A 17,686-nucleotide genomic window follows, 5' to 3' on the forward strand; every position below is an offset into this window, starting at 1 on the left:
TATAGCATTTTTTCTTGGTTAGCTTGTGGGAAATAAGGTTGTAGCAATTTGATCGGCCACGCCGAAGTTATGATCATGTGCCAACGGGTGTGGGAGAGCCGTGGTCATCCATTCTTTACCACTTAATGGGAGACCCCAGACAAATAACGTGGAGTTTAGCTGACCGTCCGCTTTAATGGCCTGATAGGTCGTAAACTGTACGTCAATTGCGCCACTGGTGTAGGTAGTTCCGTCTGCTAGTGGATAACGGGCGGGGCGCACTAGGCCTTGTTCTGCGAGGTTTTGTAGGATGGGACTATCCGAATGGGCCAAATTAGTGACCGGAACGCGAGCTTCTAAGACAGCATCGACGGCGACCGGTTCCTGGGGATAGAAGTGTGAGAAAGCCATGAAGTGCCCCTGGGCGCCAACTACGCGAAGTTGGGGTCCTAAGATGGTGACAATTCCTGCCCGCATGAGCGCCGCTAATTGTTGGTATCGAATGAGCGGGGGACCGGCAGTCAGAAAACCACTGGTAGCATTGAACTGTTTCAAAAAGGAGTGAACGTAGTCATCTGGGGCAAACTTGCCGGTGACCACGAGGTGCTGTAAGAAGGGCCGGAGCTCGATGACCAGGGACAGGGCGCCGGTCAGCGGTGCGTGCTTGGATCCCAAGGCAGCATCGACCATAATTTGGTCCATCCACTGTAACAACGTCTGTTGGTAAGCAGCGGTGGTGGTAATCTTGGTGCCAGCCACCGGATTTAATACCTGCTCCCAGTTGAGGCGTTCGTCGGCTTGAATTGGAGAGTCAGTGAGAAATTGGTTTCGGTCAGCGGCGGCCACAAAGCCCTGCGTAAAGGCTTGAAGGTCAACGTCGGGATAACGATCCGCTAGTAAAAGCTGGTAGTACCGAAGTTCAATTTCAGCCCGTAAGAGTTCAATGAATTTTGGTCCGGGCAACTGACCTTGAACGAGGTTTTGGGTGACCGTTTCATCATTCAAAAAGTAAAAATGGGGTTGTTCACCCATTTGTTCTTGGTTAATTGGTTTGGGATAGTAAGGAACGCCTCGGCGCGAACTCGTGATAATCTTGGGTTCTCGTCCGGACGGCTGGTATTCCAACTGACCATTAGCTTGGCGGACGAATTGCCCGCCCCGACTGCTGGTTAATCGAGCCAGGTAGTCAAAAAACGATAGTCCTAGCCCGCAGATTAAGATGGGTTCATGGGGTTGAATTGCGTCAAAGTCAGCGGTAGTGGGTAACGTGGGGGCCACGTAGGTAAGCTGGTGCTGGTCCGCGTAATCCCGCAGGGACGTTTCATCGCGACTAAGCTGGTTGGGCGTGTTCCCGGTGCTAAGGACGACCTGATCCACGACGACATGTTGGTGGTCAGCCGTTTTGAGTGTCGTTTGCTGATCCGTTGGAATGGCCGTGACTACGTTGGTGTGATATCTGGTGACGGTTAGATTAGCCGGTAATTTTGCTTCAATTTGCGCGGTGACCCACTGGGCATAGGCACCAAATAAGGCTCGCGGCGCGTAGTCATTGGGTTGCAGGTGATGGCAAACGTCCACCAGTTCCGTGGGTAATCCGGTCTGATTAATGAAGTCCGTGGCTTCAGCCAGTTGGGTCCACTGGTAAAACGTGGGTCCGGTGACTTCGTCTGACCGGTAGTCGTTGAACAGGGTGACCAGTTGTGCCGGTGAATTCATGATGAGGTGGAGATCCTGCCGTGGATCCCACACGTTGCCACCGGTGGGGGCGGCATCAAACCACTCAACCTGGACCGTCTGTTCGGTGGGTAGGTGGCGTTTCAGGCTGTCAAGAAGCAGGATGCCCCGGGGTCCCGCTCCGATGATTCCAATTTTCATAACTAGGTGACTTCCTTTCTGCTTCTTACTTTACCATAGTGGTATTAACTTCTCACATATGTTTATAATGAAGCAGAACGAGAGGATGATGAAGATGATTCCAGAGAACATGGAAGAGGTCCAAAAGCGGCTCGCCGACCGCCAAGCGCACGGGGAGCAGATTACGGAAGACCAACTGATTTACGAAACCGTTTGTGACTTGTTGCAGGCTTACCTAATTAATGCTGAAGAAGGGCACTATGATTCGGTCAAACCAGTTGACGACCAGACCCTGGAGTTTGTTAGCGTGATGGGGAAACACCTCGGTAATTACACGGCCAAGGGCACGAGTTTAGTGGCAGATTTTAAACAAGATTCGTTTCAGATGCTCCTGGATTTAGAAGCGGCGGCCCAACGAATCGCGGGTGGTCGCTAACGCCGGGTTGCAAACCAGGGTTAAAATCAGTACAATAGGGCTGTAAAGCGTCCCTAGTGTAACGGATAGCACATGAGATTTCGGTCCTCATGATCTCGGTTCGACTCCGAGGGGACGCATTTTACGAATAACAAAGGGGAGCGGTTACCGCTCCTTTTTAGTTTAAAACGGAGGGACAACGAATATGGCATTACCGACGGAACAACAAATTATTGAACAGGCCCAAACAACGGTTACACGGCTACGGAAAAAACTGGCTTACTACCGGACGCTTTCGGCGATTAGTAACATTACCCGGATTATCCTGTCTGCTTCGATCCCACTGCTGGTGTCGATGGCCTCGCATAACATTAAGATTTTAGCAATTGTTTCATTGACTGGGGTCGCAATGAGTATCATCCAGGGGATTGATTCTTTCTTTGATTTGTCGGGGAAGGTTTCTGAGCTCAAGCAATCCATTTTGTCGACCAATAAGGAAATCCTCTTATTAACGTCGCACAATGACCCTTATGATGCGGACAGCGAAGCTAAAAATGTCCAACGATTTATGGGTAATTTGGCTGAAACCCTTGATAGCATTGTCGATAACATCGAAAATTAACCAAAAAAATCCTGAATCATATTGATTCAGGATTTTTTACTGGTTTAATTAGTCTTTCTTTAATTCAGATTGACTTAACCACTTGTGGTTAGTGTACTTTTGACCACCATTAGTTGGAGTGAAGTTGACTGCGTAAGCAGGGCCGGAGCAAACTTTCACGATCTTACCCTTGGCGTTCTTCATGCCGTCCATGTGATCAGCGTTGATGGTCACCTTGGTACCTTTGCATAATTTCTTGCCTTTTTCAGCCTTTAATTCAGACTTAACCACGTACTTGTGGTTCTTAACTTCTTTGTTAGTCTTGCTGTCCTTGAAGTCAACTACGTACAACGGAGAGTCGTAAACGCCAGCAACGGTCGCCTTAGCGCCCTTCATTCCCATCATGTGGTCGGCAGTAATGGTTACCTTTTCTCCGACCTTATACTTTGGATGCTTAGCCTTCTTTAAATCAGTTGGTAACTGAGCGTCATGATTCATTTCCATCTTCATGTTATCGCCCATGTTCATTTGATCGTCAGACTTCTTGTCCATTTTCTTACTGCTCATGGTTTTGTCGCTAGCGGCGTGAACCGTGCTGGGAATAAAGCCCGTGGCGGTCGAAAGACCCAAACCAGCTAAGGCAGCAACTGTAAATAACTTCCGTTTTAACATCAGTAACAGCTCCTTCAAACTATCCAATTTAATATTCAACAATTTAATTGTATATCTTGTAGTTGGGAAATGCCATAAATTAGTTTGAAAATGGTCTATAAATTTTTAAAGCGAACGTTGACAAAAAATATAGGATTTAGTATGCTAATTTTACCTAAACGGAGTACCAGAGGCAGAGTTAGACCAGGAATTGTTCGGAAACTGCAAAGAACAACGGCTCGACTGGGAAGGCAGTTAGGGATTAACGACAGATGAATACTTTTTCTTAGCGTTAAGAAAATGAGGCCGATTGTGAGAGCAAGCGGTAAAATAAGGTGGAACAGTGATCAGACGCCCTTGTACGAATGTACAGGGGCGTCTTTTTTAGTTAGAGAGGAATAAATGATATGACTGATTGGCAAGCACAAGACCCAGAAATTTGGCAGGCGGTTCAAGCAGAAGCAGACCGGCAGGAACACGTGATTGAATTGATTGCGTCAGAAAACATTGCCTCGCAGGCAGTCCGAGCGGTCCAAAGTTCGGTTCTAACCAATAAGTACGCCGTGGGTTATCCCGAGAATCGGGTGTATACCGGAAACGAAGCAATTGATCGCATTGATAACTTAGCGCGACAACGGGCCCAGAACCTCTTTGGCGCTGAATACGCGAACGTCTTTCCACATTCGGGAACCCAAGCGAACCAGGCGGTATACGCGGCTTTGCTGGAACCGGGGGATCGCATCTTGGCGATGAGTGAACACGCTGGGGGACACTTTACCCACGGTCAATCACATAATTTTTCGGGGCAGCTGTACGACGCCCAGTTTTACGGTGTGGATCCGGCAACGGAACTATTGGATTACGATCAGATTGAACGGCAAGCGCGGGAGTGGCAGCCGAAGTTAATCATCGCCGGGGCTTCTGCATACAGTCAGTTGATTGACTGGGAACGGATGCGCGCGATTGCTGATGAAGTGGGTGCCTACCTGATGGTCGACATGGCTCACATTGCCGGTCTGGTTGCCGGTGGGGTGTTGCCGAGTCCGGTACCGGTAGCCGACGTTGTAACCTCGACCACGCACAAAACCCTCCGGGGCCCCCGGGGCGGAATGATTTTATCCAAGCAGGAATATGCTGAGCGGCTTAACGACGCGGTCTTCCCGCGTTCTCAAAGTGGAACGTTGGAACAAATTGTGGCTGCCAAGGCAATTGCGTACCGCGAAGCCCAACAACCGGAGTTTCGACAGTACGCGCAACAAGTGGTTAACAACGCGCAGTTGATGGCGCAGATTTTGAATGAAACGCCTAACGTGCGGGTGGTGACCGGAGGCACGGTAAACCACGAACTAACCCTGGATGTTCAAGCCACCGGCATGACGGGGGAAGAGGCTGCTAACTTGCTCTACTCGGTTGGAATTGCGACTAACAAGGAATTGTTGCCGTTAGAAACCGGGAACGTAATGGAAGGGATTCGGATTGGAACGCCCACGATTACCAGCCGCAATTTTACGGAGGATGCCGTGCAAACCGTAGCTGAGTTAATCGGAACCGTCTTAAATCATCCCCAGGACGAAGCCGTCCTGACGACCGCTCGGCAGGAAGTCCAACGGCTGACCCAACAATTTCCCGCCACTCGTTAAGTGAAATAGTTGCATTTTTGCCACAATCCGCTATGATAGGAAGTTATTTCCATTTAATTTAAAAAAGGAGGATTGTAATGCAAGAACAAGAACAGACACCAAAAAAGTTTCAATTTCGCAGTTTTATTAAGTTGATTCGCGATACCCATCCGAAGTACTGGCAACTGTGGTTGGGACTCGGCTTCGGGCTAATTGCAACCTTGGCGCAGTTACTCGTACCGAAGTTTGCGCAGACGCTGGTTAATAACTTTAAAACTGGTGTGAACGTTTGGCTGTTAGTCGGCATCATTGTGCTATTTATTGGCAGTGCAGTGATTAACGCGGTTTCTGGCGGGTTACTGGGTTCGTTTGGAGAACGAGTGGTCGCTGATTTGCGTCGGCGGCTCTGGAATAAGCTAATTCACCTGCGGGTTCCCTACTTTGACAACGTGAAGGTGGGCCAGTTGACCTCCCGGTTGGTGAACGATTCGGACCAAATTAAGGATTTATTGGCGACGTCGTTTCCCAACGCGGTGACCTCGATTTTTCAATTAGTGGGAGCTTTTCTGTTCATGATTGTCATGGACTGGAAAATGACTTTGATTATGTTAATCGCGGTACCGTTAGTCTTCACCCTAATGCGGCCGTTGATGAACCGGACGATGAAGGTAGGACGCGCACAACAAAAGACGTTAGCCGACTTTAGTGGTCAGGTTGATGATACCCTGAGTGAGATTCGGTTGGTTAAGGCCTCGAACGCCGAAAGCTACGAAAAAGAGAGTGGTGGAAAATTGATTCACCGGCTCTACCGGATTGGGCTCAAGGAAGCCATCTATGAGTCGATTACATATCCTTTGATGGGGACCACCATGATGGCCCTGATTGTGGGAATTTTGGCCTACGGGGCGCACCGGGTCGCCACCGGCACGATGACGATGGGGACAATGTTCGCCTTTCTGATGTACCTCTTCCAAGTCATTTCCCCCGTTTCGATTCTCGGTCAATTCTCGGTTCGGTTATCAAAAGCGAGTGGGGCCACGGAACACCTGCAGGCCATTTTGCAGGAACCAGAGGAAGTCTTTGATCAGGAAGAAACTCCCCGGATTCAGAACCAACCTTTGGCCTTGCAACACGTTGATTTTGCCTACGGAGACGGACAACCGGTTTTAGAGGACGTCAACGTGGAAGCGCAGCCGAACACCACGATTGCTTTTGTGGGCCCGTCTGGAAGTGGGAAGACCACGATTTTGAACCTGATTGAACGGTACTACCAGCCGACCGGCGGGAAAATCACAGTTGGCGAGCAGGACATTAACCAGTTGGACCTCGCGGCATGGCGGAAGGCAATTGGGTTCGTGAGTCAAGACTCCGCAATTGTGGCCGGCACGATTCGGCATAACTTAACCTACGGGCTAGACGAATCGTATTCAGATGAGGAACTGTGGCACGTTCTGAAGCTAGCCTATGCGGACGGCTTTGTGCGGGAAATGGACCACCAGCTGGATACGGAAGTGGGCGAACGCGGAATCAAGGTCAGTGGGGGACAGCGGCAACGACTGGCAATTGCTCGGGCCTTTCTGCGGGATCCAGAGCTGTTGATGCTCGATGAAGCGACGGCTAGTTTGGATTCGGAATCAGAAGCCATGATTCAAAAAGCCCTGCAACAACTGATGCAAGGCCGAACCACGCTGATTATCGCGCACCGGTTGAGCACGATTGTGGATGCGGATGAAATTTACTTCATTGATGATGGCCACGTTAGCGGCCACGGAACGCATGAACAATTATTAGAGACGTTGCCGAAGTACCGGGAATACGTGAAGATACAGTTTAAGGAATAGTGTGAAAACGCAAAAAACTGGTGCTTGACCATGATGGTCAGGAACCAGTTTTTTAATGAGATTGTTCTAATTGTAATAAAAAGCGTTTCCGGTCCAAGCCCCCGGCATAACCGGTTAGTTGACCGTTCTTGCCGAGCACCCGGTGACAGGGAATCAGCAGGCTAATCGGATTACGTCCAATCGCGTTACCAACTGCCCGGGCCGATTTAGTCGGGACGGCTGCTGCCAGTTCACTGTAAGTGGTCGTGGCGCCATAAGGAACCCGTTGCAATGCAGTGAGGACTCGCTTTTGGAAGGGCATGACCGCTGGCTTCACGGGCACTAGTTGGGGATCAGGATTTTGCCCGGCAAAGTACTGGTCGAGCCAATTTTCCGCTAGCCGAATGGGTTCAGTGAGCTGATTCGGAATGTGGTCCAGTTGATAGTGAGCAGCGTAGTGCTGTTGCCCGTGAAACCACAAACCTACGAGCGCGTTTTCATTGCTCACTAGTAAGATGGGTCCCAGTGGCGATTGATAAACCTGTTGGGATAACATTATTTTTCTTGCGCAGGAACGTCTTCGGTGATTTGGACAATTAAATCAACCGCCTTTTCCATCGTCTGCAACGAAATGTATTCAAAGCGACCGTGCATGTTTTCCGGACCAGCAAAGATGTTGGGCGTTGGAATCCCTAGGAAGGAAATCTTGGATCCATCGGTTCCGCCCCGAACGGGGAAGATGTTGGGTTGAATGTCCAGTTTGTGCATGGCGTCCTTAACCAGGTTGACTGGCGTCAGGTCCTTTTCTAAGATTTCACCCATATTGTAGTACTGGTCCTTCATGTCGAGGTCGACGCGGTTAGCCCCATATTTAGCATTCATTTGTTGGGTAATCTTTTCCAGTAATGCCTTGCGTTTTTCAAAGTTATCCTTGTCAAAGTCCCGGATAATGTATTCTAGTTTGGCTTCGTCACAAGTTCCGTTCATGGAGATTAGGAAGAAGAATCCTTCCCGGCCGCTGGTGGTTTCAGGACGATCAGTAGCGGGTAATTGGTTGTGGAATTCGATGGCGAGTTGAGAAGCATTGACCATCACGTCCTTAGCGTCACCGGGGTGCACGTCGGTTCCGTGAAAGGTGACCGTGGCAGCGGCCGCGTTAAAGGTTTCGTATTCCAAGTCGCCGAGCGGACCACCGTCCACCGTGTAGGCGTAGTCGGCACCAAAGTCTTTGACGTCGAAGTGATCGGCTCCAGTTCCAATTTCTTCGTCGGGACCAAAACCAACGACAATCTTACCGTGCTTGATTTCTGGGTGGTTAACCAGGAATTGCATGGCCGTCATGATTTCAGCGACTCCGGCCTTGTCGTCGGCTCCGAGGAGGGTTTCTCCGTCGGTGGTGATTAAGGTGTCACCGTTGTACTTGGTTAAGCTAGGGAACACGGCGGGATCAAGTTGGTATTTGCCGTCGTCATCCAGGTTGATTATTCCCTGGCCATCGTAGTTTTCGACCACTTGGGGTTGGATGTTAACGGAGTTAAAGTCAGCCGTGTCCACGTGAGAAATAAAGCCCACTACGGGACGCGGAGTGTCGTCTGTTGTTGGTAAGTCGGCAAAGACGTAGCCAGTCGCTTTGTTAGTCCGGACGTTGCTGAGGCCAATCTCTTTGAGTTCAGCGGCCAGTTTCTTTAAAAATTCAACTTCCTTTTCATCGGACGGAACCGTTGTGGAGTCGGGATTCGATCGGGTATTTTGCTTCACGTAGCCTAAAAAGCGATCCAACAGTTGGGTTTGTAAGTTCTTTTCCATGGTAATGACCTCCAGTTATTTATCTCTTATCTTAATATAAATCTGGCGGCAGGGGAATTAATTGGGTTCTGCCCGCGGCTTCGTTATAATGAAGCTAACTAGATAACTACTAAAGGAGTAATATCATGGACATTACCATTACACTAAACGATGGGCAACTAAATATTCAGGCACCATTTAAAATGGATACGGATGAAGGAAAACAAGCATTTGGGAACTTTTGGCAACAATTCATTACCCAACAAATTCGTCGCATTTTGGATGAAATTGGCGATCATGAGTTTTCTAAGATTGTGGAAGCTTCTGATAACGTGCAACTGGGTGCTTTGCCCGCTTCACTAGAGTTAGTGATTAAGCTGGAAGCTCAACCGGACGAACAAGATGCCAGTCAAATACACCTGGTTGTGAAGGGGGTCGAAGTATCGCCGGAACTGGACGATGCTAAGTTCCTGTTCTTCTTGAGTTATGTGGATTCGGCAGTTAAGGCGATGAAGTAAATAAAATTTAAGCTTACTAAGCTCGATATCGAATTACAACTTTATAGTGAACTTTATTTTATGATGCTTGATTCAATTATTTTGGGGTATGTATGGAGAAACAAGATAAAAAATCAATTGTTGAAAAATCATTAAATTATTGGAATGGTCTAAGTGATATTGGGAAAATATTTTTAGCTTTGTTTCTAGTTAATTTCCCACTTATTGTTATTTTTTTGTATATCCATGGATTGCATTATTTTTTTAATGATAAACTAGGATTTAAATTTGGTAATGGTACAACTGATGGATGGCTTGGAATGATTGGTGCGTATTTTGGAGCGATTATTGCTATTGGAGGAATTTATTGGCAAGTTACGATTCAAAATAGAGAACAGACAAAATCATTAGAAAAACAGTTATCAGTTGAAAGAAAAAATAGTTTTGATTCTTCTATTGCTGTTGAAAATTATAAAAATTATATTTCATTGGCAAACAAGATAAGTAATTTATGTGGCGAATTAATATATTTGAAGCAGCATTTAAAAACAAAAAAGAGTTCATCCGACATTAAAAGATACAATGACTGGGATAATTATTTTGAAGGTACTATTATTAAAATAATAGCTAGCTTTGATGATGTTAATAAATTTTATTCTTTTAAAGGGAAAAGCATAAATAAAAATATCATTTTAAAATATGAAAAAGATTTTTTTGATTTACTTACCAAAATAAAAAAAGATAGATCCATCATCGAAAATATTTTTGTTGATATAGATAGGATGGAAGAATATGAAAATCCAGAAGAAATAATTGATAGGGAAGTTTCAAATTTGGAAAAATTAGAAAATTTAATTATTCATACTGCGGTCGATTTGATTAAATAATATATATATTTAATTTGATCGTTAACTAATATATACCACGTTTTATTATGGAGCTTTTAATGAAAGTAAAACCGTTAAATAAAAAAATATTAAAACTATTTTTTCTAAAATTTCATTATTTCTTGGTATTATAACAGGAATTTTGGTTTTTATAGATCTATCAAAAAAATGTAGATTATTGATGATTTCTATTTTGTTTTTTATTGCTTTACTTTATTACTTAAAGTTATTAATTTGTGCTAACGTAAAAAATAAAGTAAAAATAAATTATGGTGGAAGCGTTATTGAAATACGAGAAGGTGATATTTTAAAAGAGTTTGATAATGATGATTCTTTCAGAGTATTTGCCTTTAATGAATATTTTGATACTGAAGTTGATGATAAAATAATTGCTGAAAAAACTTTAAATGGTAAAATACTGAAATATCTTAATGAAACTGATGAAATTAATCATAGAATGGAAGAAGATTCAAATTTAAATGAAAATATAAAAAATAAGAATGTCAAAAGGAAATATGGTAAAAAAACACAGTATAATTTAGGAACTATTTTTAAATACAAGAACATGTTTTTTACCGCTATGACGCATTTCGATAATCAAAATCGTGCTTATTTATCTATTCAAGATTATATTAGATTCCTCATAAATTTTTGGGATGAAATAAATAAATACTATGCTAATAAAACGGTAGTAATTCCTCTATTAGGATCTGGAATAACTAGAATTGATAATTATTCTTATAGCGATGAACAAATTTTAAAACTAATATTATTAACTTTTAAGATAAGAAGAATAAAATTCAAAATGCCAGCAAAATTGGTTATACTTTTAAATAGCCATACTAATAAAAGGATTAATTATTTTACTTTGGAGGATGATTTTAATGGTTTATAGAAATAAAGTGTATGTTGCTTTCGGTGGCGATGAAGATATTAGATATTACGATATTATGAAAGCTTGGAATAAAAATCAGAATCATAATTTTGAATTTAATAATGCACATGAATTGCATCAGGCAAGAGATTCTAGCACTGAGGAAAGTATAAAAAGAAGTCTTAAAGATCGATTAAATAATTCAAAGGCTTTCATTTTGTTATTAGGTAAAAATACTAGATTCTTATACAAATTTGTTCGTTGGGAAATTGAAATGGCTCTTAAACTAGAAATCCAAATTATAGTTGTTAATCTGAATGGAAGTAAAGGTGTTGACTATAATTTATTACCACCGATTCTTCGCAATGAAAGTTTTTCAACAGTTCCATTTAAAGAATCAGATATCATTGAAGAGCTTAGAAAAATTTAGACGTAATTTTTTTAGCTTAACTATATAATTCTAGTGTCTATTTTTATAACTAAAAAAGGCAGATGCACTCGCATCTGCCTTTTTCATTTGAGCTATTTAATTACCGATCATTCGGCGTCAAAACCACTTTCTTGTTGTAGTGCATGTTGGTGTTTTCTGGGAAGTAAACTCCGTACCAAAGAATGAACGTGTAAATCGTGAAGATCTTTTGCATGCTGGATTTACCGTTGGCGTGTTGTTCCAAGATGTAATCCAATTGGTCAACGTTAAAGAAGCGTTGGGCAATGTCTGAATGGAATGCTTCCACAATCCGTTCGTGGTACTTCGGATCGTTAATCCATTGCGCGATTGGAGATGGGAAACCGAGCTTTTCCTTGTCAGCCACGACTTCTGGAACTTGGGAAGCAGCTGCTTTTCTAAAGGAAGCCTTGGTTACTGGTTTGCCGTCTTTAAAGGTAATCCGGGTCTTCGTTGGCATCGTAGCGGCAAAGTTAGCCACCACTTTATCAACCAATGGGGTCCGAACTTCGAGACTGTTGGCCATGCTCATCCGGTCCGCCTTGTGGAGGATATCGAATGGCAACCAGGTGTTAATATCAAAGTATTGTTCTTGGGTCACTTCGTCTTTACCTTGCACTTCGTCAAAGATGTGCTTGGAGTATTCGGCCGTATCGCGGTTGAGTTTTGGATTTTTCAAAACCTTAGCACGGTCGACTTCATCAAAGACGTAGTTCACCCGGTAGTAACGACGCCAAAGTGGTTCTGCCCCCCGGATTAAGAAGCGACGACCGTGGAAACGAGGAAACTTAGCGGCAATGTTACCCAAGCCACTCCGAACAAATTGCGGAACCCATTTTTGGTAACGTTCGAAGGTAAAGGCTTCGAGGTAAGTATTGTAACCCCCGAAGAATTCGTCGGCTCCTTCACCAGATAGGGTAACCGGAACGTCTTTCCGGGCTCCCTGAGAGAGGTAGAAGAGTTGTGGAGCCGATGGGTTCGACAACGGTTCGTCCATGTAGTACATCATGGTTGGCAGGAAGTCGAAGTAGTCGTCTCCGGTCATGGTAATCGGCGTGTTTTCCTGCTTGATTTCCTTGGCAAACTTGGTCGACCAAGCTAATTCACTGAACTTCGAGTCGTTAAATCCGAGTGAGAAGGAGTGAATTGGTTGTAATTTAGCCGCTTCGTTAAAGACGTAGCTGGAGTCCACTCCACTGGAAAGGAAGCTACCGACCGGAACGTCGGCAATCATGTGGGCTTTGACGGAGTCATCCACTAATTTTTCAATTTGTTTGGCATCGCCGTCAATTGTTTGACCGTTGTCAATGTGGTCGTAGTTGTACTTGTAGTACGTGTCAGTCGTTACGTTGCCATCTTTGTAGATGAAGTATTGACCCGGCATCACCTTGTAAACGTTTTTGAACATCGTTTCCTTCGATGGAATGAATTCAAAACTGAGGTGGACGGCCAATAGGTCTTCGTTAAATTCACGCTTGAAGTTCGGGTTGCCCAAGAATGCTTTGATTTCTGAGCCCCACATGAAGTTGGTACCGTCATCGTAGTAGTACAACGGCTTAATTCCAAAGTGGTCTCGAGCGCCAAAGACTTGGTGTTTCTTTTCGTCGTAGATGACGAAGGCAAACATCCCACGCAACTTGCTGAGTAACTTCTTTGGTCCCCAAGCTTCGTAACCACGAATCAAGACTTCGGAGTCACAGTCCGTCTTGAAGGTTTGGCCTTCGTTGATCAGTTCTTGTTGTAAATCCTTGTAGTTGTAAATTTCACCATTAAAGGTTAATGCGAGTGAGTTGTTGTCACCATACATTGGTTGCGCCCCGTGGGCTAAGTCAATGATGGAGAGCCGGCGAAACCCGAGTGAGACATCTTCGTTTTGGAAGTAGCCACTGTCATCAGGTCCTCGGTGTTTAATTTTATTAGCCATGTTTTCGATTGATTCTTTCGGAATCCCAGCTTGGTTAATGTAACCGCAAAATCCACACATAGTTAAATCTCCTTTTCCTTATAAATTAAAAATCTAATATTAATTGTACGTAATTTAGTTTATTTTACCAGTCAAACCTCTGTTACAGATGTCTAATTAACGGTTACATCCTTAGTTACACGAGGGTTACACGGATGTCGACCGTTTAACCGTGAGGCGTTTAAGCGGAAAAATAATCGTCATCAAGACACCAGCTGTGGTGGTAATTGCTAGCAAAAGCAGGCCCATCCAGTTCGCCGTTTGGTGCATGAAAGCCAACGAATGATACACGTAGCCGTTTAGTAAGTAGCCGGTGGCAAACAAGATGAGCAACAAAATCGGGGTTACTAGGACTAATTTCCACAGAAAGGGCCGGTTCGTGGTAATCGTTTGCCAGCGTTGCTCACACAGAATAATGATGACGAGGGTGAGCACTAGCGGTGGTACGATTAATAGCTTTGTGACCGTAAACGGCAGAACTAACAGCACAAGTGCCAATCCCGTCAACAGCACGTTGCAGTAATAAGCATACTTACTAAAGTAGCCCCAGCGTTTGTAGCGAATTAACCGGTTTCGATAAGGGGAAGCTGAATGATTCTGTTCCTGGGGTTGCTCATCCAGAAATTCGGCCACAGAAACATGGTACAGAGTAGCCAGAGAACGAAGATCGTCTAGGCTAGCGGTACTGCGACCGTTTTCCCAACTAGACACGGTTTTACGCGACACGTTCAGTTGTTGGGCCACCTCCGCCTGAGTCAACTGGCGGTCTTGACGAATCGTTTTTAATCGGTCGGCGAGTTCCATCTCTGGCGCCTCCTTTCTTAATCCATGTCAGAAAAAAAGCTTACTGAAAATTTCCAGTAAGCAAATTACAGTTAAAAACAGAATTATTTAGTCGGTTTTGGTTTGTTATCTAAGCCGGTCCGAACGATGGCAACGTCACAGCTAGCGTGCGTGTTGACGAAGCTAGCCACCGAACCTTCTAACAGGCGCGAAACAGCGTTTTTACCAGTGGCTCCCATGATGATCAAGTCAACGGCGTAGTCATGAGGGAAGTCGTAGGTAATAACGTTCCGAGGACTTCCAAACCGCAGGTGCATGTGAATGTTTTTGATGCCAGTTTGTTTTTTAACCCGTTGAATCAGGTTTTTTAAATAGTCAATTTCATCGTTTACCATATCAGTGATGGCATCGCCGTCGACCACCCCGTAGGAAAAGCCGAAGCTCGTGGTGTTTAAGACGTTTAAAACGTCTAACCGGGCGTCGTTACGAATGGCAACTTCAGCGGCCTTCATGAGAGCTTCTTCGGATTGTTTGGATCCATCGACTGGAACTAAAATGTTTTTGTATTCGTTATACATGGTATTTTCCCCCTAGTTACGAACTGGTAACACGGATGTTGCTTGCGCAAGCACGTGACCAGTCATTTTCTTTTCTAATTGATTTAGCCAAAATCCGTCGGGTAAATCGAGCTTTTGATCCAGAGCAAACACGGTTAGATGATAATCGTGGGGTTGGTCTGGAGGGGTAGGACCGATGTAATGACGGTTTAATTGTTCGTCCGTCACGTGTAAAAGGCCCCCCGCAAGACTATTATTACCCAAGGTCATGGGAATCGTTCCGGATTGACTGGCATCAGTGGGAAGCTCCGTCAAACTCGAATCGAGGTTCGCAGCGACCCAGTGAATGTATGCAAACCCACACACCGGAATTGAATCCGGGTCGATGAGGGTCAGTGCTAGCGAGGCCGCATTTTCAGGCACATCATGAAACTCGATGGGGAAAGAAACAACGGGATGCTGGTCAATTTTGTCACTTGCATCAGCATGCTTAGTAAATTGATCCGGCAGGAATCCAGCTTGTAATGGTACGTTAATCTTCATTGTTAAACGCCTCCCTTGACTTCATTATAACTTAAATTAAGCTAAATGAAAAAATAATCAGGGGCAAATTAAACCGCTTATTTGGTAAAGGTCAGCACGTAGAAGTTTTGCCCGTTCTGGGTAATTGTGTAGTTATTGTACCCAGCGGCTAACCATTGCGACTGCGTGGCCCGGGCCCAATTCTTGGCGTCTTCCACCGAACTAAACGTCCTAGACTGACTAAAGTTATCGGTAGCGGGTTCATTGGTCGTCGTAACGGATTTACTAGGCGTGTTAGAACTGGTTGTTTCGGAGCCCTGCTTATTATCACTACTATTATTCGTAGGGGCACTAGTTTGTGAGTCATTCTTCGCTTGATTGCCGGTATCAGCAACGTTAGTCTCGTTCTGAGCTGTTTGCGGTTGATCAGACTGGGTTGACTGCTGCTCGGTTGGAGTTGTTTTGTCCTTTGATTTAGTGGTGGATTTTGAAGCCACCTTGGCACTGCGCGGTTGCTTGGCAGGGGTCGTTTGTGGTTTCGTAGTTTTACTGATGGCAAATCGCAGTCCAAAGGCGAGAGCTAAGACCACTACGACTAGTAACATAATCCAGGGCCAAATTAATGGCTCCTTGCGCTGTTTTGCTTGCTTAGATTCTCCAAAATTGTAACGTTGATATCTTGAGTTTGGATCTGGTTTTTGCATTAAGCGTTCCTCCGTCCATTTCAAGTGAACTTAAATAATGGCATGAGAAGCGATTTCTCATGCCATTATTATACTAGATTTAGTTAGGTTTTACTTTATCGTTAACCAGCTTGGCGTGCGCCATTTCTTCGGTGTTTTGGTAACTATTAACTCCCCAGTAGTAGAAGAGCAGCGAAGCGATGATAATGACTACGAAGTCAAATGGATAGTGAATCCAGTTTTGCCCGTGAAACGGAGTCGATCCAATGTAAGAGAAGAACGACATGAAGGCTAGATAAACTAACATCCATAAACTTCCGTTGAACTTTTTCTTGGAATCTTTCCAGTTCAGCTTGCCTTCGTAGAAGAAGTAGAACGGTAATCCCAGGGCAATTACGAGGATTACTTCGACTGTCGTTGGCCACATGGCCCAGTAGATGGCTAAACTAGCCAAAACAAAGGCAAACGGGGCAATGATGTCCGCGATGTTAATCCGAACGGGACGTTTGAACTCAGGTGCGTGCTTTCGCAGAGCAACCAGAGTTACCGGACCAGTTAGGTAAGCAATCAGCGTTGATGTAGAAATCACACTGGCTAAGATTGCCCAGTTTTTAAAGACGGAAACCAGGATACAACTAATAACAAAGTTCGCAACCATGGCAATTCGAGGGGTTCCCCATTTTTTATCCATCTTTCCTAAAAACTTTGGTAGGTGACCGGTTTGGGTCATGGCAGCTAACGTTCGGCTGGTTGAGGCCACAAATGAAACACCAGTTCCAAATGGGGAAACAAAGGCATCCAAGTACAGCAGGATTACCAACCAGTGAATGTTTAACATGATGGCTAAGTCGGCAAATGGTGATTCGAAGTTAATTCCGTGCCAACCAACCTTAGCTAACATCGAAGGTTTAATGGCTCCGATGAAAGTAAATTGCAGCATTACGTAGATAATGATACTGATTAAGAGGGCAATTACAATTCCTCGCCAAATGTTTTTCTTGGGGTTGGTAATTTCGTCCCCCACGTTAATTACCGTTTGGAAGGCATTGTAAGAGAAGATGATTCCAGAAACCGTGGTAGCGGCAAAGATTGGAGCCGTTCCATATGGTAAGAAACCACCGAAGTTGGCGTTGGTGAAGTTACCGATGTGGAAACCAGAGATCAGTAACATGATGATGGTAACTGACGGAACCACCAGTTTGAAAATCGAGGTTAAACTAGTAAACCGAGTTAATAGGTTCACAGACCAGTAGTTTAATAACGTAAAGATCAAGATGAACACGAAAACGGCGAATAATCCAATGGTTGTAACCGTTCCGTTGGCAACGAAGCCGTGAGTCCAGCTTGCCCAACTCCAGGGCCAGGAACTCATGTACTGCACGGCAGCCACGGCTTCAATGGGAAGCAAGGTTACCAAGGATACCCAATTGGCCCACGAGGCGATGAATCCAAGCAATGGTCCGTGGGTATAACCGGCATACTTACTCATTCCCCCACTTTCCGGGAACATGGTACCCAGTTCAATGTAAACGTAGGCAATGGAACCAATCACGATGGCTCCGATGATCCATGAAATAATGGCAGCAGGGCCAGAAATCTTGGCCGCTTCCCAAGATCCAAAGAGCCATCCAGAACCGATGATCGAACTTAGTGCCAGCATTACGACACTAAATAAAGACATCTTGGTCTTTTTGACTTTCGTTGTATTTTTTTCCATAAAGTTTAACTAAATTCCTTTCTTAAAAACG

General features: G+C 44.9%; 18 protein-coding genes. 8 read left to right on the forward strand and 10 right to left on the reverse strand.

Features of this window, described 5'->3' with window-relative positions; genetic code table 11:
• Nucleotides 1-18 precede the first annotated feature (18 nt).
• Nucleotides 19-1,854, reverse strand: coding sequence for an FAD/NAD(P)-binding protein (locus M3M38_RS05625; RefSeq protein ID WP_252813858.1), 1,836 nt, complete (start codon nucleotides 1,852-1,854; stop codon nucleotides 19-21).
• An 85-nt stretch (nucleotides 1,855-1,939) separates the two neighbouring features.
• Here M3M38_RS05625 and M3M38_RS05630 point away from each other — a divergent pair, with 85 nt between their 5' ends.
• Nucleotides 1,940-2,269, forward strand: a complete 330-nt coding sequence (locus M3M38_RS05630; RefSeq protein ID WP_252766777.1) for a hypothetical protein — start codon at nucleotides 1,940-1,942, stop codon at nucleotides 2,267-2,269.
• Between the two features lie 184 nt (nucleotides 2,270-2,453).
• Complete coding sequence (locus tag M3M38_RS05635; RefSeq protein WP_252766778.1) at nucleotides 2,454-2,870, forward strand: hypothetical protein; 417 nt, start codon at nucleotides 2,454-2,456, stop codon at nucleotides 2,868-2,870.
• A gap of 48 nt (nucleotides 2,871-2,918) precedes the next feature.
• Here the strand turns inward: M3M38_RS05635 and M3M38_RS05640 are convergent, their stop codons facing one another.
• The gene (locus M3M38_RS05640) at nucleotides 2,919-3,521 is read right to left on the reverse strand and encodes a YdhK family protein (RefSeq protein WP_252813859.1); all 603 of its coding nucleotides are present in this window, start codon (nucleotides 3,519-3,521) and stop codon (nucleotides 2,919-2,921) included.
• A gap of 386 nt (nucleotides 3,522-3,907) precedes the next feature.
• Between M3M38_RS05640 and M3M38_RS05645 the strand changes: the two genes are divergently transcribed.
• Together M3M38_RS05645 and M3M38_RS05650 are read left to right on the forward strand one after the other, a co-directional pair.
• Complete coding sequence (locus M3M38_RS05645) at nucleotides 3,908-5,140, forward strand: serine hydroxymethyltransferase (protein ID WP_252813860.1); 1,233 nt, start codon at nucleotides 3,908-3,910, stop codon at nucleotides 5,138-5,140.
• Between the two features lie 77 nt (nucleotides 5,141-5,217).
• On the forward strand, nucleotides 5,218-6,960 hold the full coding sequence (locus M3M38_RS05650) for an ABC transporter ATP-binding protein (protein ID WP_252813861.1): 1,743 nt from the start codon (nucleotides 5,218-5,220) through the stop codon (nucleotides 6,958-6,960).
• A gap of 52 nt (nucleotides 6,961-7,012) precedes the next feature.
• On the opposite strand, the gene M3M38_RS05655 is transcribed toward M3M38_RS05650, so the two are convergent.
• Both M3M38_RS05655 and pepT read right to left on the reverse strand, forming a co-directional pair.
• Complete coding sequence (locus M3M38_RS05655) at nucleotides 7,013-7,495, reverse strand: methylated-DNA--[protein]-cysteine S-methyltransferase (RefSeq protein ID WP_252813862.1); 483 nt, start codon at nucleotides 7,493-7,495, stop codon at nucleotides 7,013-7,015.
• Nucleotides 7,495-8,745 (reverse strand): peptidase T, encoded by a 1,251-nt coding sequence (pepT, locus tag M3M38_RS05660; RefSeq protein WP_252813863.1) that lies wholly within the window; start codon nucleotides 8,743-8,745, stop codon nucleotides 7,495-7,497. The genes M3M38_RS05655 and pepT overlap by 1 nt, the downstream gene beginning before the upstream one ends.
• A 125-nt stretch (nucleotides 8,746-8,870) precedes the next feature.
• Between pepT and M3M38_RS05665 the strand changes: the two genes are divergently transcribed.
• The 4 genes from M3M38_RS05665 (at nucleotide 8,871) to M3M38_RS05680 (ending at nucleotide 11,412) form a co-directional block, all read left to right on the forward strand.
• The gene (locus M3M38_RS05665) at nucleotides 8,871-9,242 is read left to right on the forward strand and encodes a hypothetical protein (RefSeq protein WP_252813864.1); all 372 of its coding nucleotides are present in this window, start codon (nucleotides 8,871-8,873) and stop codon (nucleotides 9,240-9,242) included.
• Nucleotides 9,243-9,334: 92 nt separating this feature from the next.
• A complete protein-coding gene (locus M3M38_RS05670; protein ID WP_252766785.1) occupies nucleotides 9,335-10,108 on the forward strand; it encodes a hypothetical protein in 774 nt (257 codons plus the stop codon).
• 181 nt (nucleotides 10,109-10,289) lie between these two features.
• Nucleotides 10,290-11,003: a macro domain-containing protein gene (locus tag M3M38_RS05675; RefSeq protein WP_252813865.1), complete on the forward strand. Its 714-nt coding sequence runs from the start codon at nucleotides 10,290-10,292 to the stop codon at nucleotides 11,001-11,003.
• On the forward strand, nucleotides 10,993-11,412 hold the full coding sequence (locus M3M38_RS05680; RefSeq protein ID WP_252813866.1) for a TIR domain-containing protein: 420 nt from the start codon (nucleotides 10,993-10,995) through the stop codon (nucleotides 11,410-11,412). The genes M3M38_RS05675 and M3M38_RS05680 overlap by 11 nt, the downstream gene beginning before the upstream one ends.
• Nucleotides 11,413-11,512: 100 nt before the next feature.
• Here M3M38_RS05680 and asnB read toward each other — a convergent pair whose 3' ends face one another.
• The 6 genes from asnB to M3M38_RS05710 form a co-directional block, all read right to left on the reverse strand.
• Nucleotides 11,513-13,414, reverse strand: a complete 1,902-nt coding sequence (asnB, locus tag M3M38_RS05685) for an asparagine synthase (glutamine-hydrolyzing) (RefSeq protein ID WP_252813867.1) — start codon at nucleotides 13,412-13,414, stop codon at nucleotides 11,513-11,515.
• 126 nt (nucleotides 13,415-13,540) lie between these two features.
• Nucleotides 13,541-14,197 carry a helix-turn-helix domain-containing protein gene (locus tag M3M38_RS05690; RefSeq protein WP_252813868.1) on the reverse strand — a complete coding sequence of 219 codons (657 nt, stop codon included), beginning with the start codon at nucleotides 14,195-14,197 and terminating at the stop codon, nucleotides 13,541-13,543.
• An 83-nt stretch (nucleotides 14,198-14,280) separates the two neighbouring features.
• Nucleotides 14,281-14,754 carry a universal stress protein gene (locus tag M3M38_RS05695; RefSeq protein WP_252813869.1) on the reverse strand — a complete coding sequence of 158 codons (474 nt, stop codon included), beginning with the start codon at nucleotides 14,752-14,754 and terminating at the stop codon, nucleotides 14,281-14,283.
• Nucleotides 14,755-14,766: 12 nt separating this feature from the next.
• On the reverse strand, nucleotides 14,767-15,276 hold the full coding sequence (locus tag M3M38_RS05700; RefSeq protein ID WP_252813870.1) for a YbhB/YbcL family Raf kinase inhibitor-like protein: 510 nt from the start codon (nucleotides 15,274-15,276) through the stop codon (nucleotides 14,767-14,769).
• Nucleotides 15,277-15,353: 77 nt separating this feature from the next.
• Nucleotides 15,354-15,959, reverse strand: coding sequence for a hypothetical protein (locus M3M38_RS05705; protein WP_252813871.1), 606 nt, complete (start codon nucleotides 15,957-15,959; stop codon nucleotides 15,354-15,356).
• Between the two features lie 79 nt (nucleotides 15,960-16,038).
• The gene (locus M3M38_RS05710; protein ID WP_252766795.1) at nucleotides 16,039-17,655 is read right to left on the reverse strand and encodes an APC family permease; all 1,617 of its coding nucleotides are present in this window, start codon (nucleotides 17,653-17,655) and stop codon (nucleotides 16,039-16,041) included.
• Nucleotides 17,656-17,686 lie beyond the last annotated feature (31 nt).

It is taken from the genome of Fructilactobacillus cliffordii, from assembly GCF_024029355.1.
In the GTDB taxonomy this organism is placed as follows: Bacteria; Bacillota; Bacilli; order Lactobacillales; family Lactobacillaceae; genus Fructilactobacillus; species Fructilactobacillus cliffordii.